The organism is Mycolicibacterium neworleansense (genome assembly GCF_001245615.1).
Classification (GTDB): Bacteria; Actinomycetota; Actinomycetes; order Mycobacteriales; family Mycobacteriaceae; genus Mycobacterium; species Mycobacterium neworleansense.
Genome location: NZ_CWKH01000001.1, coordinates 2,258,805 through 2,279,537, shown reverse-complemented (window position 1 = coordinate 2,279,537; position 20,733 = coordinate 2,258,805). Strand labels below are relative to the sequence as shown.

Here is a 20,733-nt window from a genome sequence, read left to right as displayed (position 1 = left end):
CGGCGTTTCGACCGGCAGACACGCACGCTCGCGGTGAAGGGGCTACGGCATGATCAACGTGCGGGAGACCGGCTCGGCCACCTCCTGGCGGCTGAAGATGCCGTGCTGCAAGGTGACCAGTAGCGCGTTGCGGGTCTCCTCGGGGGAGATGAGCTCGTCGAACCCGAGGTGACCTGCCGACCGGAAGGACGCCTCCAGTTCCATCCGCTTGAGCACTTCGGCGTAGTCCTCGCCGGCATGGGTGGCGGCGCTGAGCGCGGCCGCGCCCATCGCGCCCATCGTGGCGCCGGGATAGGCGAAAGTGGCGACCTGATCGTCGAATCCCAACAGCGACATCACCATCGAACCGAAGCCGAATGCCTTGCGCAGCGTGACGTGCAACTTGAGCGTTGTCGCGGCGGTCTGGGCGGCGAACATGCGTGCGCCGCTGCGCAATACGCCGCTGCCCTCGGACCGGCTGCCCGGCAGCATGCCCGGGTTGTCGGCGAGAAACACGATCGGCAGGTGAAACGAGTCCGCCACCGAGATGAAATGTGCGGCCTTGTCGGCGGCATCGGCGTCGATCGAACCGGCCATCACCTGCGGTTGATTGGCGACCACCGCAACCGGATAGCCGCCGAGGTGGGCCAGCGCGCAGATGATGGCGCGGCCGAACTTCGGCTGCACCTCGAACCAGTCGGGGCGGTCGAAGATCTCGTCGAGCACGGCGCGCATGTCGTAGATCTGCCGATTATCGCGCGAGATGATATCGAGGATCTCGGGTGTGAGCCGCGGGTCGGCGGTGTCATCGGCAAGGCGCGTCGGGGGATAGGACCATGCGCTGGACGGGAAGTAGGACAGATAGCGCCGGATGTCGTCGATGACGGACTCGTCGTCTTCGCCGTAGTTGTGGATCACGCCACTTGCCAGCGCGACATTGGGCCCGCCGAGGTCCTCTTTTGAGATGTCCTCTCCGGTCGACTCTTTCACCACCGGCGGCCCAGCGGTGAAGATGGCTCCCTGCCGGCTCATGATCGTGAAGTCGCAGACCGGGGCCACCAGGGCGCCGTGGCCGGCGGACGGGCCGAGGATCGCCGACACGGTCGGCACCTTTCCGGAGCACTTCGCCTGGGCGATCAGATCAGTCGGCGTTCGTCCGTAATGCTCCCCGCTGGGGCGAAAACCCGCGCCCTCCAACAGCATTACCAGCGGAATCTTGTTGCGCAGCGCCAATTCGGCGAGCCGGTACCGCTTGGCGTTGCCGCCGGGCCCGATGCTGCCGGCCAGCGTCGTGAAGTCCTCGGCTCCCACCATCACCGGTGTTCCGTCGACGCGGCCCGAACCCGCGACGAGCCCGTCGGCGGCGATGTCACCGCCGACAAGGGTGCCGAACTCCTGGAACGTGCCGGGGTCGAGGAGGCGTGCGATCCGGGCGCGGGCGTCGAGTTTGCCCTTGCCGTGGTGCTTGGCCAGCCGTTCAGCTCCGCCCATGCCGTACGCATGTTCACGTCGGCGGGCGAGGTCCTCGAGTGTTTCCTTCCACTCCGGGTCGTTCGTCATGCCGCCGTCCTTCTTGTCTTGCGTTTGCGCTTGGGTGCACAAGCCTACCGCCGTTGACCATACTGAATTGCTTACTGTAGCGTCGATCGGGTGCTTGTTTTGCGCATGGTGAATCACGCCGGCAAAGGAATGTGTCGCCGATGAGTGACCCCGTTCCGCGCGCCGTCAAAGTCGACCGCGGTATTCCCAGCCGGCTCGCGGAGGTCCCGGACGTGGCCCGCGACCTCGAAGCGGACGGTTACGACGGGTGCTGGACCGGCGAGATCAACCACGACCCGTTCCTGCCGTTGACGATCGCGGCCGAACACACCGAGCGGATCCAGATCGGCACCAGCATCGCGGTGGCCTTCGCGCGCAATCCGATGACGATGGCCCAGCTCGGCTGGGATCTGCAGACCTACTCGGGAGGCCGTTTCATCCTAGGGCTGGGCACCCAGATCCAGCCGCACATCGAAAAGCGCTTCAGCATGCCCTGGAGCCATCCCGCCCGCCGTATGCGTGAGTACATCGAAGCGCTGCACGCGATTTGGGGCTGCTGGCGTGACGGCACCAAGCTGCGGTTCGAGGGGGAGTTCTACACCCACAAGATCATGACGCCGATGTTCACCCCGGAACCGTCGGAGCTGTCGTTGCCCAAGGTGTTCCTGGCCGCGGTCGGCGAACTGATGACCGAAGTGTGCGGCGAGACGGCCGACGGTCTGCTGGCACACGCATTCACCACCCGGCGCTATCTGGACGAGGTGACCACCGTGGCGTTGCGGCGCGGCATGGACCGCAGCGGTCGTGACCGCACCGACTTCGAGGTGTCCTGCCCGGTCTTCCTGGTCACCGGAGCCGACGAACAGGAGATGGCCGCGGCGTCGGTCGCCACCCGCAAACAACTCGCGTTCTACGGATCGACACCGGCCTACCGCAAAGTCCTGGAGTTGCACGGCTGGGGCGATCTGCACACCGAACTGCACCGGCTGTCGCTGGCCGGCCAGTGGGACGCGATGGGGGAGCTGATCGACGACGAAGTGCTCGGCACGTTCGCCGTCGTCGCCCCGGTCCCCGAACTCGCCGCGGCCCTGTGGCGGCGCTGCGACGGCGTCATCGACCGCGTGCTGCCCGGCTTTCCCGCCGCGCTGTCCCCCGAAACCGTGAACGCGGTGCTTCAGGAGTTCCGTGAATGCCCGCCAGTGAGGAGCAACGTATGACAGTCCGCACCGTCGACGACACCGCCAAGATGTTCGCCAACCCGTCGGCGTATGCCGACGAGGCGACATTGCACGCGGACCTGGCCCACCTGCGGGCCAACGCCCCGGTGTCCTGGGTCGAGGTGCCAGAGTACGCCCCGTTTTGGGCGATCACCAAGCACGCGGACATCATGGAGATCGAGCGTGCCAACGACATCTTCACCAACTCGCCCCGGCCGGTGCTGGTCACCCGCGAGGGCGACGAGCAGCAGGCCGCGATCGGCATCCGGACGTTGATCCACACTGACGACCCATTGCACCGCGACCTACGGGCCATCGGAGCCAACTGGTTTCGGCCAAAGGCTATGCGCGCGTTGAAGGATCGAGCCGACGAACTGGCCAAGCAGTTCGTCGACCGGATGGTCGACGAAGGGCCGGAATGCGATTTCGTGCAGCAGGTCGCCGTGAACTATCCGCTGTACATGATCATGACGCTGCTCGGCGTGCCGGAATCCGATTTTGCGTTCATGCTCAAGCTCACCCAGGAGCTGTTCGGCAGTGACGACGACGAGTTCAAGCGCGGCACCAGCATGGAAGAGCAGGGCATGGCGCTGCTCGAGATGTTCCAGTACTTCACCGAACTGACCGCCTCGCGTCGGGCGAATCCCACCGACGACTTGGCTTCGACGATCGCCAACGCCACGCTGGACGGGGAGCCACTGTCCGATATCGACACGGTTTCCTATTACGCGATCATCGCCGCTGCCGGCCACGACACCAGCAGTGCCAGCATTTCCGGCGGTATGCATGCGCTGCTGCGGAACCCCGACCAGCTGGCCCGGCTGCAGAACGACATGAGTCTGATGCCGCTGGCGGTCGAGGAGATGGTCCGGTGGACGACACCGGTCAAGGAGTTCATGCGTACCGCGCAACAGGACTACGAGATTCGCGGTGTACGCATTGCGAAGGGCGAGTCGGTTTTGCTGTCCTATGTCTCGGGCAACCGCGACGAGGACGTCTTCGTAGATCCGTTCCGCTTCGACGTCGGGCGAAATCCCAACAAACACATCGCGTTCGGCTACGGTGTGCATTTCTGCCTCGGTGCCGCACTGGCTCGGCTGGAGATCAACAGCTTCTTCTCCGAGCTATTGCCGAGGCTGCGCTCCGCAGAGCTTGCCGGCGAACCGCAACACATGGCCACCACGTTCGTCGGCGGTCTCAAGCACCTGCCGGTGCGCTACTCGCTGCGCTAGACACGCGAAAACAACGAAATGGCTGTTATCCCGGTCGGATAACAGCCATTTCGTTGATCTGGGCGATGAAGGACTAACTGGAACCCGAGTTGCCCCGAGCGGCGGCATGCAATGCGTCGCCTCGGGTGCCCTGCTCGTGGTGGCTCAGCGCCCGGATCGAAACATCGTGACCCTCAGCGGCTTTACGCAGTGCGCCGACGGTGGCCTGTTCACGCGAGATATGGGTGAACGGGTCGAACGAGTACCAGCGCATGGCGTTCTCGTGTGTCATCTTGTTGATCTCGTCGTCGGGCACGTTGTTCTCGGTCAGCACATCCCACAACTCCTCGGGGGCACCCGGCCACATCGAGTCGCTGTGCGGATAGTCGGCTTCCCAGCTGATGTTGTCGATGCCGATCTTGTCGCGCAGCGCCACGCCGACCGGGTCGGAGATGAAGCAGGTCAGAAAGTGCTCGCGGAAGACCTCGCTGGGCAACTTGCCGCCGAAGTTCTGGTGCGTCCAGGTCGAATGCATCTCGTACGTGCGGTCCACGCGCTCCAGGAAATACGGAATCCAGCCCGTGCCGCCCTCGGACAGGCCGATCTTCAGATCCGGATAATCCTTGACGGGCTTGGACCACAACAGATCCGCGGCGGCCTGCACGATGTTCATCGGCTGCAGCGTGATCATCACGTCCAGCGGAGCATCGGGTGCGGTGATGGCCAGCTTGCCTGACGACCCGATGTGCACATTGAGCACGGTGTTGGTGTCGCACAATGCCTTCCACAACGGAGTCCAGTAATCGTCGTGGAAGCTGGGGTAACCCATGGCGGCCGGGTTCTCGGTGAATGTCAGGGCATGCACACCCTTCTTCGAGACCCGGCGGACCTCGGCCGCGCACGCCTCGGCATCCCAGATCACCGGCAGCGCCATCGGGATGAACCGGGCCGGGTAGGCGCCACACCATTCGTCGATGTGCCAGTCGTTGTAGGCCTGCACCAGCGCCAGGGAGAACTCCGGATCCTCGGTGGCGAACAGGCGCCCGGCGAAGCCGGGGAAGGACGGGAAGCAGATCGAGCCCAGGATGCCGCCGGCGTTCATGTCCTTGACCCGCTCGTCGACGTTGTAGCAGCCCTTGCGGATCTCATCGAGGCCCTGAGGTTCCAGGCCGTATTCCTCCTTGGGGCGGCCGGCGACCGCGTTGAGCGCGACATTGGGGATGACGATGTCGCGGAACTGCCAGGTGTCGCTGCCGTCGGGGTTGTGCACCAGGCGCGGTGCCTCATCGGCGTACTTCTTCGGAAGGTGGTTCTTGAACATGTCAGGTGGCTCGACGATGTGATCGTCCACGCTGATCAGGATCATGTCGTCTTTATTCACGAACGCGCTCCATTCACGACTGCCTTACGGTATGGCTCACAGTTTAGCTTCGGTGGTGGTTCTTCGGTCCGGAGTTGGACCCACGTATCCCGGCGGATCGGCCGCATCGACCCACAGATCGATCCGGAGATCGGCGCCAGGTACGCAGTCATAGACCGAGAGGTCGGTGACGCCCGACTCGAGCAGCACGTCCTCACACAACAGGCTGCGACCGGTGTAGTCGCGTGATGGCCGGTTGAGTACCGCGTAGGCGGCATCGGAGTACACCTCAGGGCGTCGGGAGCGCTTCATCGACTCCTCGCCGCCACGCAGGTTGAGGATCGCCGCGGTGGCCACAGAAGTGCGCGGCCACAACGTGTTCGACGCGATCCCGTACGGTCGGAGCTCCTCGGCAAGTGCCAATGCGCACAAGGACATCCCGAACTTCGCCATCATGTAGGCCGTCGGTGTCAGCCACTTCGGCTCGAGCCGGATCGGCGGTGAGAGAGTCAGGATGTGCGGATTCTCGCGACCTTTCATGTGGGGGATGCAGGCCTGCGACACCGCGTAGGTGCCGCGGACCTGAATGCCGTTCATCAGGTCGAAGCGTTTGAGCGGCACATCTTCGACAGCGCCCGTGTTGATCGCCGATGCATTGTTGACGCAGACATCGATGCCGCCGAACTGGGCGACCGCCGTGGCCACGGCCCCGGCCACGGCGTCCCCGTCGCGGATATCGCCAACGATCGGGAGTGCGTGCCCGCCGGCGTCCTCGATTTCCTTGGCGGCGGTGTACACGGTGCCGGGAAGTTTGGGGTGCGGTTCCGCGGTTTTCGCGATCAGCGCGACGTTGGCGCCATCGGCGGCGGCACGCTTGGCGATCGCCAAACCGACGCCGCGGCTGGCGCCGGAGATGAACAGCGTCTTCCCGGAAAGCGACATACTGAATAGGTTACAGTATGCGCATTCAAGGACTTGGGGTCAGCAGCACCGCGCCCCGGGATTGGCCTCCGTGTTGCGGTGCCGCATCTTCCAGTAATCCCGCTCCGACAACACCGGCTCGCCAGGGTGCGTGCGCTCGCGGTGCGTCACATAGCGGCGATAGTGGTTGTCGCCCATCAATGTTGACCAGTACCACCCGATGTGGCGTGCGGCCTGGCGTGTGCTCCGGGCAAGGCGTCCCACTGCTTCTGCACCTCCTTCTCTGCCGGTGTGGCGATCAGGCCGGAGGGGGCAAAGATGCGCGAGGGCACCTCTTCGTCCACAGCCAGCGGCCGGCCGGTGCCGCGCAGCGCTTGCAGCGCCATCACCACGCCCGCGATGAACACGATCAGCACCAGCACCGCGAACACCACCGACAAGGTGCCTTGGATGAAGGTGTTGCGGATGACGGCGTCGATCTGATCAGGATTCTTGGCGGCGCCGAACGACGACTTGCCGGCCTCCTGGGCGGCGACGTACTGCGAATGCTGCTTCCAGTAACCGACTTTCGGGTCGGCGGAGAAGATCTTCTGCCACGACGCCGTCATCGTCACCGTCAGATCCCACAGCAACGGGGCACCGGGAATCCAGGCCCACTTCACCAAGCCCCGCTTGATCACCACCACGGTCACCACTGTCAGCGCGATCGCGGCCAGCAGCTGATTTGCGATGCCGAACAACGGGAACAAGGTGTTGATGCCGCCCAGCGGATCCGTGACACCCATCAGCAGGATTGAGCCCCACGCGGCGACCACGATGATCGAGCAGGCCCAGGCGCCCACCCGCCAGCTGGGATCGCGCAGCTTCTTCAGCGGCCCACCGAAGTTGCCCAGACCATCGGAGAGCATGAAGCGGGCCACGCGGGTACCGGCGTCGACGGTGGTGAGGATGAACAGCGCCTCGAACATGATCGCGAAGTGATACCAGAACGCTTTGAGGCTCTCCCCGCCGAACACCTGGTGCAGCACCTCGGACATACCGAAGGCCAGCGTGGGTGCACCGCCGGTGCGCGACACGATCGATTGTTCGCCGACGCCCTCGGCGGCCGCACTGATCTCCTGCGCCGTGATCGGCTGACCGGACAGGCCCAGGCCGTTCACATATTCGGCAGCGGTTTGCGCGGTGGTGCCGGTGGCGGCCGTGGGCGCGTTGATCGCGAAGTACAGGTGCTGGTTGAGGATCGCGGCGGTGATCAGCGCCATGATCGCCACGAACGACTCGGTGAGCATGCCGCCGTAGCCGATCAGCCGCATCTGGCTTTCCTTCTCCAGCAGCTTGGGCGTGGTGCCCGAAGAGATCAGCGCATGGAAGCCCGACAGCGCACCGCAGGCGATGGTGATGAACAGGAACGGGAACAGTGAGCCGGCGAACACCGGACCGGTACCGCTGGTGGCGAACTGCGAGATCGCCGGCGCCTGCATCACCGGCCGGGCGATCAGGATGCCGATGGCCAGCAGTGCGATGGTGCCGACCTTCATGAACGTCGACAGGTAGTCGCGTGGGGCCAGTAGGAACCACACCGGCAGCACCGAGGCGGCCAAGCCGTAGATGATGATGCACCACGACAGCGTGACCTTCGAGAGCGTGAACCAGTCCGCGCCCCAGGACGTTTCGGCCACCCAGCCACCGGCGACCACCGCGAGCAGCAGCAGGGCGACCCCGATCAGGGAGACCTCGGACACCCGGCCGGGCCGCAAGAAGCGCAGGTAAAGGCCCATGAAGATCGCGATCGGGATCGTCATCGCGATCGAGAAGACGCCCCAGGGGCTTTCGGCCAGGGCGTTGACCACCACCAGCGCCAGCACTGCCAGCAGGATCACCATGATGACCAGCACGCCGACGATGGCGGCGATACCGCCGACCACACCGAGCTCGTCGCGGGCCATCTGGCCCAGCGAGCGGCCGCGACGGCGCACCGAGATGGACAACACCAGGTAGTCCTGGACGCAGCCGGCCACCACCGCGCCGATGATGATCCAGATCGTGCCGGGCAGATAGCCCATCTGCATGGCCAGGACCGGACCGACCAGCGGGCCCGCGCCGGCGATCGCGGCGAAGTGATGACCGAACAGCACCCGCCGGTCGGTCGGCATGTAGTCCGTGCCGTTTTCGAAAAGCTCTGCCGGAGTGGCATTGTCGTCACGAGGCCGGACGATCTTCATCTCGATCAGCCGGGCGTAGAAGCGGAAGCCGATCACGTACGTGCAGATCGCCGCGATCACGAACCAGACCGCGTTGACGGTCTCCCCACGGAAGAAGGCGATCACCGCCCACGCGATGGCGCCCAGCACCGCGACGATCCCGAAGATCGCCTTGTGCTTGGCGCCGATCGGCGAGCGGTCGATGATCGCCACCGGCGGAAGGTCTTTGTCGGTGCGGATATAGGTGACGTCGCCGTCATGCTCCTCGATGCGGTCCGCTGGTGGGGCATCCGGTGTTGCCACGGTCTCTCCTCGCTTGCCCATGGTGATACGCGTCGTTCGATCTTTTCATCGAGCCAAACGTTTCCGAACCCTAACCAGGAAATCGCGACCGCGTCAGGGCCGGGCGGTGTCCTCGAGCAGTCGCGGCAGCCCGACCACGCGCGCCAGGGCGTGCTCCCGTGCAGCCTCCCAGGGCTGCGGCAATCAGGCCAGATATGTCCGCACGGTATCGATCGTGTCGGCCTCGGACGGGGACTTGTCGTCGCGGTAGCGCAGCACCCGGGCGAAACGCAGCGCGACACCGCCCGGATAGCGGCTGGACCGCTGGACCCCGTCGAAAGCGATCTCGACGACCTGTTCCGGCCGGACCGTGACCACCCAGCCGTCATCGCCGATCTGCAGCTCGCGGAAGCGTTCGGTCTGCCACGCCAGCATCGCGTCGGTCATCCCTTTGAACGTCTTGCCCAGCATCACGAATCCGCCGGTATCGGGATCACGGGCGCCGAGGTGGATGTTGGACAGCTTGCCGGTCCGCCGCCCGGAGCCCCGCTCAACCGCCAGCACCACAAGGTCGAGGGTGTGGACAGGCTTCACCTTGAGCCAGCCGGCACCGCGGCGGCCTGCTTCGTACGGTGCCGTCGGCGATTTCGCCATCACACCCTCATGGCCGGCCGCCAAGGTGCGGTCCAGGAATTGCTGCGCGACCGTGGCGTCGGTGGTGACGACGCGATCGACGCGCTGGTCCCGCGGCACGAGTGCATCCAGCGCCGCCAGGCGTTGCTCGGTAGGTAGGTCGAGCAGATCCCGGCCGTCGACGTGCAGCAGGTCGAAGAAGAAAACCGACAACGGTTGCAGACCGTTCGGCGTCTTGCGGCCGAACCGGGCCGCGGTGATCTGAAAGGGATGCGGGCGGTTGTCAGGGCGCAGAGCGATGGCCTCGGCATCGGCGATCAGGTCGGTAGCCGTCAGCGCCAGCGTCGCCTCCACCACCTCGGGCAGACGGTGGGTGACGTCGTCGAGGCTGCGGGTGAAGACCGACACCTCGGCTCCCTTACGGTGGATCTGTACGCGGGCACCGTCGAGCTTGGCTTCCAAAATGGCTGTGCCCCCGAGTCGTTCGAGCGCATCGGCCACGCCGGTCGCGGTCTGCGCGAGCATCGGCCCGACCGGGCGACCCACCTGCAAGGCGAACTCGGCCAGCGCGGGCCGGCCGCCGGTCAGCGCCGCAGCGGCCACGGCCGGCAGATCACCGGCGAGCATCGCGGCGCGCCGTACCTCAGGCCCAGGAATGCCGGAAGCGCGGGCGACGGCGTCGGCCATCACCCCGGCCAGGGCGCCCTGGCGCAGCTCGCCGCCGAGCAGGCGCCGCAGGAAGGTCTGCTCGTGCTCGGTCGCCGCGTGGAACAGCTCGTGCACCAGCTCGGCACGCAGCGCTTGAGAGCCCTTCCCGGAGACGGCACCGATCCGGGTGAACCGTTCGTCCACCCCGTCAACCGTCAGCTCCGGCGTCTCCGCCGGCACCGGCAGTGAACGCAACGCTGCCCAGCCGACACCGATCTGGCGTTGGGGGAGCTCCCCGGACAGCCAGGCCACCGTGACCGCCACCGAGCGGGCGTCCCCCTCGGCGGCGGTCAGGGCCAGCAGGGTCGCGATGCGGTCGACCTTGGCCAGCCGCGCCGAGGCCGCCGCGATATCGGCGGATGCGGCGGCTACGTCGGCGAGCAACACATTCTCAGCGTGCCACGGGAGTCAGACACCCTCCGGTGTTTGGCCGAGCAGCCGGGTCAGGACGGCGGCCTGCGATTGCAGATCCGATGCCCGGGAGTCGTGCCCGTTCGCGATGTATTCGGCTGGTGCGGCCAGCCGTTCGTCGGCCTCGGCCTGGATGAGACCCCGGATCTCGCGATCGCTGAGCACCCGCCGGGCCACCTCGGTCGAGCCCAACCCGGACACCGCACCGGCGATCGGCCCGCCGGTGCGGGTGTCGGTCTGGTCGGGCAGCGGGGTCTCGGCGTTGTCGATGGCGCTCAGTGCCGATCGGATGGCGGTGATGCTGGTGGTGTCACGGGCCTTGCGCGCCGACAGCAGGGACCGGCGCAGGTTCTCGCGCCACAGCTCTGCGGGTGTCATGGCAGGCGAACTTATTCGGTCTCGGTGACGGCGTCGAGGGATTTACGCACGCTCAGCAGCGGCGAGGGTGCGCCGAATGCTGGCGATATGCGGCGTGTCGGGGGACAAACACGCACGGTCGCGGTGCAAGGGGAGCGGAAGGGCGAACCCGAAAGGCTTACGGGAAGGCTCCATGGGATAGGTTGCTTTACGATTTCGGTCATTTTTGGAAAGGAAGCTAGATGGAGATCGAAGGCAAGAAGGCTATCGTCGTCGGCGGCGCGTCGGGCTTCGGCCGGGCGACTGCCGAGGCATTGGCCAAGCGCGGCGCCAGCGTGGCCGTGCTGGACCGGCCGCAGTCCAAGGGCCAGGAAGTGGCCGACGCGATCGGCGGCTCGTTCTTCGCCGTCGACGTCACCGACTTCGACGGCACCGAAAAGGTCCTGGAAGAAGCCGTCGCGGCCCTGGGCGGCCTGCACATCATCGTCACCACCGCAGGTGGCGGCATCGGCGAGCGCACCGTGAAGAAAGACGGCCCGCACAGCCTGGATTCGTTCCGCTCCACCATCGACCTCAACCTGATCGGCACGTTCAACATCAGCCGGCTGGCGGCCTGGCACATGAGCAAGAACGAGCCCGTCGACGCCGAGGCCGAGGAGCGCGGCGTCATCATCAACACCGCCTCGATCGCCGCGTTCGAGGGCCAGATCGGCCAGGTCGCCTACACCGCGTCCAAGGCCGCCATCGCCGGGATGTGCCTGACCATGGCGCGCGACCTGGGCAGCCTGGGCATCCGCGTGCTCGCCATCGCCCCGAGCCTGTTCGCCACCGGCCTGACCGAGGGCATCCCCGACGAGTTCGCCGCGGTGCTCACCAAGGACGCCGCGTTCCCCAAGCGTCTGGGCAAGCCCGAGGAGTACGCCAAGCTCGCCGTGGCGATCGCCGAGAACGCCATGCTCAACGGCCAGTGCCTGCGTTTGGACGCCGGGCAGCGCTTCGCCCCCAAGTAGAGTGAATTCCGGCGTGATCGAGGACGCCCAGCGTCACCGATCACGCCGGAATCGCATACCGGGGAGGCGTAATGGCGACCATCGCGGACCAGGTCATCTCCACACTGACACTGAGTGGGGTACGGCGGGTCTACGGCCTTCCCGGCGACAGCCTCAACGGATTCACCGACGCCATCCGCCGCAGCGGCCAGCTCACCTGGCAGCACGTCCGTCATGAGGAGACCGCCGCGTTCGCGGCGGCCGCCGACGCCGCGCTGACAAACCAGCTCGCGGTGTGCGCCGGCAGCTGTGGCCCGGGCAACCTGCACCTGATCAACGGGCTGTTCGACGCCCACCGCAGCCGCGTCCCGGTGCTCGCCATCGCCGCGCACATTCCCCGCACCGAGATCGGGTCGGAGTACTTCCAGGAAACCCACCCGCAGGACCTGTTCCGCGAATGCAGCGTGTACTGCGAACTGGTCAGCACCCCCGAGATGGCGCCCCGCATCCTGGAGATGGCGATGCGGACGGCCGTGGAGGAAAACGGCGTCGCCGTCGTCGTGATCCCCGGCGAGATCTTCCTGCAGCGCGCCGGCGACACCGGGTGGACCTCACGCCCGGTGCGGCCCACCCGATCGATCGTGCGACCCGACGACGAGTCGGTGCGCCGTGCCGCCGACATCCTCAACAGCGCCGAGCGCGTCACCATCCTCGGTGGCGCGGGCGTGGCCGGTTCCCACGATGCGCTGATCGAACTGGCATCGACCCTGCAGGCGCCCGTCGTCCATGCCTTGCGGGGCAAGGAATTCATCGAGTACGACAACCCGTTCGACGTCGGCATGACCGGACTGCTCGGCTTCGCCTCGGGCTACAAGGCCATCAAAGAAGCCGACACCCTGCTGATGCTGGGCACCGACTTCCCTTATCAGCAGTTCTATCCCGAGGGCGCCACCGTCATCCAGGTCGATATCCGCGGCCGTAATCTGGGCCGCCGCACCCCGATCGACCTCGGCCTGCGCGGCAGCGTCGCCGATACCGTGGCCGCACTGCAGCCGCTACTGCGGCCCAAGAGCAACCGCGATCATCTCGACCGGTCGTTACGGCACTACCGCAAGACCCGTTCCACCCTCGATTCGCTGGCCGTCAACGATCGCGACAAGACCCCGATCCGGCCCGAATACGTTGCCGCAGTTGCCAACCGGCTCGCGACCGACAATGCGGTGTTCACCTGCGACGTGGGCTCTCCGGTGGTGTGGGCCGCCCGCTATCTGACCATGAACGGCAGGCGCAGACTGATCGGATCGTTCAACCACGGCACCATGGCCAACGCGCTGCCGCATGCGATCGGCGCGCAGACCGCGTTCCCCGACCGCCAGGTCGTCGCGCTGGCCGGTGACGGCGGGCTCACAATGCTGTTCGGTGAGCTGGTGACGCTGATCCAGAACCGGTTGCCGGTCAAGCTCATCGTGTTCAACAACTCCTCACTGAACTTCGTCGAACTCGAGATGAAGGCCGCGGGCATCGTCACGTTCGGCACCGACCTGGTGAATCCCGACTTCGCCGCGGTGGCCCAGTCGATGGGCGTGTTCGGCAGGCGGGTCACCGAACCGGCCGACCTCGAACGCGCCATCGCCGACGCCTTCGCACACGACGGCCCCGCGGTCATCGACGTACTCACCGCACGCCAGGAACTGTCGATACCACCGGCCATCACCGTCGAGCAGGCCAAGGGCTTCTCGCTCTACGCGATCCGCACCATCCTGGCCGGACGCGCAGACGAACTCCTGGACCTGGTCACCACCAACGTCGCCCGGCGCATCCTGGACTGACCTCAGGCCGGCCGCGGAATCGCGGCCGACGTGCTCTGACCCAGCCACTTCGGGATGGCCCGGCGCACTTCGGCGGGGCCCGACAGCGCGACACTGCCGTCGAGCACCGCCCGTGACCACCCGACATCGCCACGCCAGATCTCGATCAACGTACGCAGCTCGGTCTGCACCGTCCCCGCCACCTCGTGGCCAGGATCGAAATCGCAGACATCGGCCTGCCCGTCGCTGACCGTCAGCCACCACCTCGACGCCTTCGGCGCCGCACCGTCGAGAACGAACGCGACCGTGGTGCGCGAGCGCGGCCATTCCCCGATCGGAACGGTGCGGCGCATGTCCCACATCAGCAGATGCGGGTCGAGATCCTGCTCGCCGAGTTCACCGATCCACCGCACCCCCCACGACCCGAGCGCATCGACCACATCGGCGAGTTCCCGACCACACGGGGTGAGGGAATAGCTTGTCCGGCCATCGATCTCGGAGCGCTCGATCACCCCGGCCCGAGTCAGCGACTTCAGCCGCTTGGACAACAGTGCCGGTGACATCTTCGGAACCCCGCGGCGCAGATCGTTGAAGTGGGCGCTGCCCCGCAACAGTTCCCGGACCACCAGCAAGGTCCAGCGTTCGTCGAGCAGTTCCATGGCTTTGGCCACGGGACAGAACTGGCCATACGTCGACATCGGCGGTCTTCCTCCCCGGGAGCGTGCGCGGCTCTCTAAGTACACCGCTGTCGAGGTCCGGAAGCCAGTACAGATCTTGAACCACCGGCGCTACAGATCTGGTACTGGAACTGGCGCCCACGCGCGACGACGATGAACCCAACCTGCGAAAAGGAGTCCCGCCATGAACCTGCCCACGACCGACCGTGAGCTGGAGGCCAAACACCGGGCGCTGTGGGCGCTGGGCGACTACGCGGTGATCGCCGCGAACATCGTGCGCCCGCTGGGCCCCGTGCTGGTCGAGGCCAGCGGCATCGGACCCGGAGACCGCGTGCTCGACGTGGCGGCCGGAACTGGCAACGCCGCCATCCCCGCCGCCGCGACGGGTGCGCAGGTGACCGCCAGCGACCTGTGTCCGGAACTGGTCGAAGAGGGACGACGACTCGGCGCGGAAGCCGGAGCGACGATCGACTGGGACGAGGCCAACGCCGAGGCATTGCCTTATGACGACGATTCCTTCGACACCGTGCTGTCCTGTATCGGCGTCATGTTCGCCCCGCATCACCAACAGGCGGCCGACGAGCTCGTGCGGGTGACCCGCCCCGGCGGCCGGATCGGCCTGATCGCCTGGACCCCAGAAGGGTTCATCGGGCAGCTGTTCGCCACCATGAAGCCGTACGTGCCCGCGCCGCCACCGGGAGTGTCCCCGCCACCGCGGTGGGGCGACGAAGAACATGTGCGGACCCTGTTGGGGGAGCGGGTTGACGAGTTGACCTGTGAGCGTCGGCAACTGGACGTCCACGTGTTTGCCGACGGCGCCGCGTTCCGGGACTACTTCAAGGCCAACTATGGCCCGACGATCTCGGCATACCGGGCCATCGCCGCCGACGCCGAGAAGACCGCAGCGCTGGATGCGGAGATCGCCGCGCTCGGAGACCGGTTCCTCACCGGGTCCACGATGCAATGGGAATACCTGCTGACGGTGGCGAACATGCACTGAGCGGCAAGGACAGCTGGCACCATGGCTGCATGCCCGACGACGTAGCGCAATTGCCCACGCTCAGTGCCGCCGATCAGGACGCGATCCAGCGTTGGCTGCGGGACCAGCGGATCGGAACGACCATCACCGACGTGGCGCCGCTGACCGGCGGGACCCAGAACATCGTGGTGGGAATGTGCGTCGACGGACGCCGAATGGTGTTGCGGCGACCGCCCTTACACCCGCGGCCGACCAGCGACAAGACCATGCTCCGCGAGATCGCGGTGCTGCGGACGCTGGCCGGCTCGGCCGTGCCGCATCCGGGGTTCATCGCCGCGTGCACCGACCTCGAGGTGACCGGCGTGGTGTTCTATTTGATGGAGGAGGTCGACGGGTTCAACCCCGGTACCGACGTGAGCCCGGCGTATGAAGCCGACGTCGACCTGCGCTACCGCGTCGGCCTGTCGTACGCCGGGAGCCTCGCCGAACTCGGCAACGTCGCCTGGGAGAACAGTGAACTGGCCGCCATCCGCCGGCCGGGATCCTTTCTGGCCCGACAGGTTCCGCAGTTTCTCGGACTGCTTGACAGCTATCGCCACGAGCAGTACTCGCCCGAGTCGCTGGCGGGTGTGGGGGAGCTGGCGCAATGGCTGGAGGACAACCGCCCGCCCGATTCCGAACCGGGCATCATGCACGGCGACGCACACCTCAACAATGTCCTGCTGCGCCGAAACACCCCCGAACTGGCCGCGTTCATCGATTGGGAGATGTGCACGATCGGCGATCCGCTGCTCGATCTCGGGTGGATGCTGGTGTGTTGGCCCGACGATCCCAACCCGATCAACGCGGGATCGGCCCTGGCCGCACTCGGCGGGCTGGCCCACCGCAGTGAACTCATCGAGGCCTACCGCGGCGCCGGAGGACGGCAGACCGACCGGCTGGACTGGTATGTGGCACTGGCCTGCTTCAAGCTTGGCATCGTCATCGAGGGCACCTGGTCGCGGTACCTGGCCGGCCGGGCCAGCCGCGACGCCGGCGAACAACTGCACGCCTCGGCGGAGAACCTTCTCGCGTTGGGCACCCGGGTAGCCAAGGGGGACAACCCGTTCGAATAGGCGCGCCGCAAGGATCAGTACGTGTCGAGGGCGAGCTTGACGGCGAGTGCCACCCCCGCCGCGCCGATCAGGAACCGCAGCGGGGCGGCCGGTGCGTGGCGCACGATCACCGGGCCCAGCCGCGAGCCGATCAGACACCCGGCGCCCAGCGGGATGACGGCCGGCCAGTACACCGGCGCCACCACGATGAAGGCCACTGCGGCAACCGAATTGGCGACACCGAGGATCACGTTCTTGGCGGCGTTGGCATGCGCCAGCGTCGCGCCGCCGGTCCGCAACAGCAGGGCCAGCAGCAGCACGCCGGCGGCGGCCCCGAAATAGCCGCCGTAGATGGTGATCAGGAAGATCGCCCCGGCCTCCATCAACACCTTGAGCCGATGTTCCCGATGATCGGCCACCCGCGTCTGCAGCCGGCGGCCACGCGGCAGCAGGATCGCCGCCGACGCGAAGGCCAGCAACAGCGGCACGAGCTTCTCGAAGCCCTCGGCCGGTGTGCACAGCAGCAGGGCCGCGCCGACGGCGCCGCCGGCTATCGCGACCGGGATGATCCGTTTGATCCAGGCTCGCTGCCCGGCGAGCTCGGGCCGCGAACCCCACACCGATCCGATGCCGTTGAACACCAGTGCCACGGTGTTGGTCACGTTCGCGGTGACCGGTGGCAAGCCGATGAGCAGCAGCGCGGGATAGGTGGCCACAGAGGCCAGGCCGGCGATACTGCCGGTGAGTCCGCCGCCGATACCGGCGAGGACAAGCAGAACCACCTCGCCGACACTCATGCGGTTCCCACCCCGCCGAGACTACGGAGTCAAAGTGTTTGCGCGACCGGGCGGGCTGCGTCTAGCATCGCCAACGTGCCAAGGCGACTCGTAGTAGCAACCCGCAGCGGGGTCTGACCAGACCGACCCCTCGCTGTGGGTCGTTCGCTACTTCGTCGGTCACTTCCTCTAACCAGAGAAGACCGGCACATGCAACTCAGCACATCGGCACCGCAATCGACATTCGCCGCCCATTTCACCAACCCCCTGCCACGCGCGCTGCGTGAAGCCGGCGAGACAGCATCCTGGGATCAGTTCCTCGGCCAGTACGCGCCTTCCGCGGGACCGCTGCGGCTCGGGGACTTCTGCTGCGCCGACGACGGTGCCTCCCGGGGCCTGGGGCCGCAAGCCCGCCATTACCGGGCCACGCTGGCCATCGGCGACATCGTCGCCACCTCGACCACGGCGGCCAGCGGACCGGTGGCGGCGCTGACCGCGATGCTGCACGCGTGCGGTGTGAGCGTCGAGACCACGTCGTTTCACCAGCTGCCGACGGGCGGGCAGACCGCCACCTTCATCGAAGGGTGCGACGGCCTGCACCGCCAGTGGGCGATGGGGTTGTCCGCCGACCCGGTGCAATCGGCGCTGTCCGCGGTGATCGCCTGCGCCAACCGGCTGATGACAGCAGCCTGAGCCGTCAGCCGTCGACGAAGGTGACGGTATCGCTCAACGGCGCGCGGCCGGTGCGGATGTAGCTGACCGCGGGGTCCTCGTAGCCGATCGACATCCCGCAGAACAAGGTGAGTTCGGGCGGGGGCGAGAGGATGTCGGCGACAGTGCGGTGAACCTGGGACCACGCCATCTGCGGACAGCTGTGCAGACCTTCGGCGCGCAGCAGCAGCATCACGGTCTGCAGGTACATCCCGGCATCGGCCCACTGGGCCGGACCCAGATCGCGGTCGATGTAGCAGAACAGCGCCGCGGGCGCACCGAAACAGTCCCAGTTGGCGATCGCGGCGCGTTGACGGGCTTCCCAGTCATCTCGGGCGACGCCGAGGGCGCTGTAGCGCTCCTTGCCGAAGGCGGCGCGACGGTCGCGGTACAACGCCTTCATGTCGTCGGGGTACATGTCGTATTCGCGCTCGTCCCACGCGACGCCGGTGGCGACACGTTCGGTGGCCCGCTTCTTGAGCCCGGCCAACGGCGCGCCGGTGACCACGTAGATGGTCCACGGCTGGATGTTCGAGCCGGACGGCGACCAGGTGGCGGCCGTCAGCACGCGGTGCAGCACCGCTGCCGGTACTGGCTGATCAGTGAATCCGCGCACCGCCCTTCGGCTGGTGACCGCGTCATAGACGTCCATCATCGGGTGCCTCCCGGAGCAAGTTTGTCGCGTTTGCGACTATCTTATTCAAGACGATAAAGGTCGAGAATATTCCCTCAGGGGGCACACGTGCCTGCTACGACTCCGGCTGGGGACTGAACCGGATGAGAAGCCGCTTCAACTGTTCGACCTCGCCAGGCCGCAACGTGGACACCAGTTGCTCGGCCAGCGGCTCCGCGGCCACGTGTGCCGCATCGAAAAGTTCGAGGCCCTTGCGGGTGATCTCGACCGCACGCACCCGACGGTCACCCGGAACCGGTTTACGCACCGCCAGGCCCTTGTTTTCCAGGTCGTCGATGACGCGCATGATCGCGGACTTGTCGGAGCCGGTGGCCTCCACGAGAACGCGTTGTTCGGTCGGGCCGCGGTTGACCAGCTCCAGCAGCACCGCGAAATGGCGCATCTCGATGCCGAGAGGTTGCAGTGCCTCCGACATCACCGCCGCCGCATGCCAGTGGGCGCGCCGCAGCAGTAGCCCGAGAGCGAACGGCGAGGTATCGCCGGGGCGGTCGGTGGCCCGAGTCGGGGATGCCTCCTTGGAAGCGTCGGCGGTCATGTCGCGACGTTAGACGCCCAAGACGCCCAATGGCCGGTTATCGCACGGTGATTCGCTCCACTGTGCGATAACCGGCCATGCGGTCGGCTGCCTCAGTGCAGCGGGCGCAGCACGATCGGCATACCGTCGATCGGCACCGGCATGCCGCCGTAGTCGTAGCTCGGCTTGTAATTCGGGCTGGCGAGTTCCAGCTTGTAGCGGCGCAGCAGCCGGTGCATCACGGTCTTGATCTCCAGCTGGCCGAACACCATGCCGATGCACTTGTGCGCGCCGCCGCCGAACGGGGCGAACGCGTAGCGGTGCTTCTTGTGCTCGCTGCGCGGCTCGGCGAATCGCTCCGGGTCGAACTTCTCCGGGTCGGTCCACAATTCCGGCAACCGGTGGTTGATCGACGGCCAGGTCACCACGCTCGTACCGGCCGGGATGAAGTAGCCCAGCAGGTCGGTGTCGCGCACCGCCTGGCGGAAGTTGAACGGCAGCGGCGTCATCATCCGCAGTGACTCGTTGATCACCAGGTCGTAGGTTTCCAACTTGTCCAGAGACTCGAAGTCCAGCGGGCCGTCGCCGATGCGTGCGGAGTCGTCGCGCAGGCGCTCCTGCCACTCCGGATTGGCCGCCAGGTGGTAGCACATCGTCGTCATGGTGGACGTCGACGTGTCGTGGGCGGCCATCATCAAGAAGATCATGTGGCTGATGATCTGGTCGTCGGTGAAGGACTGCCCGTCCTCATCGGCGGTGTGACAGAGCACGCTGAACATGTCGGTGCTCTCCGACCGGCGCTTCTCGCCGATGCGGCTGGCGAAGTATTCCTCCAGGGTCTTGCGCGCCTGGATGCCACGCCACCACTTCAGCGGCGGCACCGGGGTCCGCACGATCGCGTTGCCGGCCCGGGTGGTGGTGGTGAATGCGTTGTTGACCGTGGTCACCAGCGCGCGGTCGGTGCCGGCCGGTACGCCCATGAACACCTCCGAAGCGATGTCGAGCGTGAGCTCCTTCATCGCCGGGTGAAGGAGAAAACGCGGGTCGTTGGCCACCCAGTCATTGGCCAGCACGCTCGAGGCCACCGAATCGATGTGCGAGATGTAACCGGTCAGCCTGGTGCGGGTGAACGCCTCCTGCATGATCCGGCGATGGAACATGTGCTCGTCGAAATCGAGCAGCATCAGGCCACCCTCGAAGAACGGGCCGATCACCGGATCCCAGGCGCGCTGCGAGAAGTCCTTGTTGCGGTTGGAGAAGACGGCCTGGGTGGCGTCGGGGCCCAGGGCCATCACCGACGACAGCGCGGGGGACTGGGCGTAGTAGATCGGGCCGTGCTTGCGGTAGAGCTCGAGGATGAAGTCCGGACCGCCGCGGAAGATCTCGATCATGTGGCCGATGATCGGCAAACCGGAGTCGCCGCTGATCGGCTTGAGCCCGCTGCCGGCCGGCGGCTCGGCGAACGTGAACTGGTCCCACTGCTTGGCCTTGAGACGCTTCTCCAGCGTCCCCATGCCCGGCAGCGTGTTCGGCGTCGGGGTGAACCGGCGCTTTGCCTGATCGAGCAGGTAATGCGGGGTGCTGATGGTTGCCATGGGCCGCTCCTGACCATAAAAGCCTGACGAAGTGTGGTCGATGTCACCACTTGTGGCCATCCTGACTGTCAGACTTG

19 protein-coding genes are annotated in these 20,733 nt (G+C 66.4%); 7 read left to right on the top strand and 12 right to left on the bottom strand.

All coding sequences use genetic code 11. The annotated features are described in order from the left end of the window. Nucleotides 1-42 precede the first annotated feature (42 nt). Nucleotides 43-1,539 carry an acyl-CoA carboxylase subunit beta gene (locus BN2156_RS10780; RefSeq protein ID WP_090513311.1) on the bottom strand — a complete coding sequence of 499 codons (1,497 nt, stop codon included), beginning with the start codon at nt 1,537-1,539 and terminating at the stop codon, nt 43-45. Nucleotides 1,540-1,679: 140 nt separating this feature from the next. On the opposite strand from BN2156_RS10780, the gene BN2156_RS10775 reads away from it, so the two are divergent. Together BN2156_RS10775 and BN2156_RS10770 are read left to right on the top strand one after the other, a co-directional pair. After that, nucleotides 1,680-2,735, top strand: coding sequence for an LLM class F420-dependent oxidoreductase (locus tag BN2156_RS10775; protein WP_090513309.1), 1,056 nt, complete (start codon nt 1,680-1,682; stop codon nt 2,733-2,735). Beyond that, on the top strand, nt 2,732-3,967 hold the full coding sequence (locus tag BN2156_RS10770) for a cytochrome P450 (protein ID WP_090513306.1): 1,236 nt from the start codon (nt 2,732-2,734) through the stop codon (nt 3,965-3,967). Before BN2156_RS10775 ends, BN2156_RS10770 begins: the two co-directional genes overlap by 4 nt. A 73-nt stretch (nt 3,968-4,040) precedes the next feature. Here the strand turns inward: BN2156_RS10770 and BN2156_RS10765 are convergent, their stop codons facing one another. The 6 genes from BN2156_RS10765 to BN2156_RS10740 form a co-directional block, all read right to left on the bottom strand. Next, nucleotides 4,041-5,327 (bottom strand): amidohydrolase family protein, encoded by a 1,287-nt coding sequence (locus BN2156_RS10765; protein ID WP_090513302.1) that lies wholly within the window; start codon nt 5,325-5,327, stop codon nt 4,041-4,043. Nucleotides 5,328-5,363: 36 nt separating this feature from the next. Beyond that, nucleotides 5,364-6,248 carry an SDR family oxidoreductase gene (locus BN2156_RS10760; protein WP_090513300.1) on the bottom strand — a complete coding sequence of 295 codons (885 nt, stop codon included), beginning with the start codon at nt 6,246-6,248 and terminating at the stop codon, nt 5,364-5,366. A gap of 39 nt (nt 6,249-6,287) precedes the next feature. Beyond that, complete coding sequence (locus BN2156_RS10755; protein WP_235625268.1) at nt 6,288-6,425, bottom strand: CstA-like transporter-associated (seleno)protein; 138 nt, start codon at nt 6,423-6,425, stop codon at nt 6,288-6,290. Beyond that, nucleotides 6,425-8,731, bottom strand: a complete 2,307-nt coding sequence (locus BN2156_RS10750; protein WP_090515764.1) for a carbon starvation CstA family protein — start codon at nt 8,729-8,731, stop codon at nt 6,425-6,427. Before BN2156_RS10750 ends, BN2156_RS10755 begins: the two co-directional genes overlap by 1 nt. 183 nt (nt 8,732-8,914) lie before the next feature. Beyond that, a complete protein-coding gene (locus BN2156_RS10745) occupies nt 8,915-10,438 on the bottom strand; it encodes an ATP-dependent DNA ligase (RefSeq protein WP_162490772.1) in 1,524 nt (507 codons plus the stop codon). 21 nt (nt 10,439-10,459) lie between these two features. Next, the gene (locus BN2156_RS10740) at nt 10,460-10,840 is read right to left on the bottom strand and encodes a GatB/YqeY domain-containing protein (protein WP_090513296.1); all 381 of its coding nucleotides are present in this window, start codon (nt 10,838-10,840) and stop codon (nt 10,460-10,462) included. 221 nt (nt 10,841-11,061) lie between these two features. Between BN2156_RS10740 and BN2156_RS10735 the strand changes: the two genes are divergently transcribed. Then, nucleotides 11,062-11,829 carry an SDR family NAD(P)-dependent oxidoreductase gene (locus BN2156_RS10735; RefSeq protein WP_090513293.1) on the top strand — a complete coding sequence of 256 codons (768 nt, stop codon included), beginning with the start codon at nt 11,062-11,064 and terminating at the stop codon, nt 11,827-11,829. A gap of 71 nt (nt 11,830-11,900) precedes the next feature. After that, nucleotides 11,901-13,637, top strand: a complete 1,737-nt coding sequence (gene poxB, locus BN2156_RS10730) for a ubiquinone-dependent pyruvate dehydrogenase (protein WP_090513291.1) — start codon at nt 11,901-11,903, stop codon at nt 13,635-13,637. A gap of 2 nt (nt 13,638-13,639) precedes the next feature. On the opposite strand, the gene BN2156_RS10725 is transcribed toward poxB, so the two are convergent. Beyond that, on the bottom strand, nt 13,640-14,314 hold the full coding sequence (locus tag BN2156_RS10725) for a winged helix-turn-helix transcriptional regulator (RefSeq protein ID WP_090513288.1): 675 nt from the start codon (nt 14,312-14,314) through the stop codon (nt 13,640-13,642). A gap of 163 nt (nt 14,315-14,477) precedes the next feature. On the opposite strand from BN2156_RS10725, the gene BN2156_RS10720 reads away from it, so the two are divergent. Further along, nucleotides 14,478-15,293 (top strand): class I SAM-dependent methyltransferase, encoded by an 816-nt coding sequence (locus BN2156_RS10720; RefSeq protein ID WP_090513286.1) that lies wholly within the window; start codon nt 14,478-14,480, stop codon nt 15,291-15,293. Between the two features lie 29 nt (nt 15,294-15,322). After that, complete coding sequence (locus BN2156_RS10715; RefSeq protein ID WP_090513283.1) at nt 15,323-16,387, top strand: phosphotransferase family protein; 1,065 nt, start codon at nt 15,323-15,325, stop codon at nt 16,385-16,387. Between the two features lie 14 nt (nt 16,388-16,401). Here the strand turns inward: BN2156_RS10715 and BN2156_RS10710 are convergent, their stop codons facing one another. Next, nucleotides 16,402-17,163, bottom strand: a complete 762-nt coding sequence (locus tag BN2156_RS10710; RefSeq protein WP_090513281.1) for a sulfite exporter TauE/SafE family protein — start codon at nt 17,161-17,163, stop codon at nt 16,402-16,404. 189 nt (nt 17,164-17,352) lie between these two features. Between BN2156_RS10710 and BN2156_RS10705 the strand changes: the two genes are divergently transcribed. Beyond that, nucleotides 17,353-17,835 (top strand): 2-isopropylmalate synthase, encoded by a 483-nt coding sequence (locus BN2156_RS10705; protein ID WP_090513278.1) that lies wholly within the window; start codon nt 17,353-17,355, stop codon nt 17,833-17,835. A gap of 4 nt (nt 17,836-17,839) precedes the next feature. On the opposite strand, the gene BN2156_RS10700 is transcribed toward BN2156_RS10705, so the two are convergent. The 3 genes from BN2156_RS10700 to BN2156_RS10690 form a co-directional block, all read right to left on the bottom strand. Further along, complete coding sequence (locus BN2156_RS10700) at nt 17,840-18,505, bottom strand: nitroreductase (protein WP_162490850.1); 666 nt, start codon at nt 18,503-18,505, stop codon at nt 17,840-17,842. Between the two features lie 97 nt (nt 18,506-18,602). Further along, the gene (locus BN2156_RS10695; RefSeq protein WP_090513273.1) at nt 18,603-19,082 is read right to left on the bottom strand and encodes a MarR family winged helix-turn-helix transcriptional regulator; all 480 of its coding nucleotides are present in this window, start codon (nt 19,080-19,082) and stop codon (nt 18,603-18,605) included. A gap of 92 nt (nt 19,083-19,174) precedes the next feature. Beyond that, nucleotides 19,175-20,656 (bottom strand): cytochrome P450, encoded by a 1,482-nt coding sequence (locus BN2156_RS10690; RefSeq protein WP_090513270.1) that lies wholly within the window; start codon nt 20,654-20,656, stop codon nt 19,175-19,177. Between the last annotated feature and the right edge of the window lie 77 nt (nt 20,657-20,733).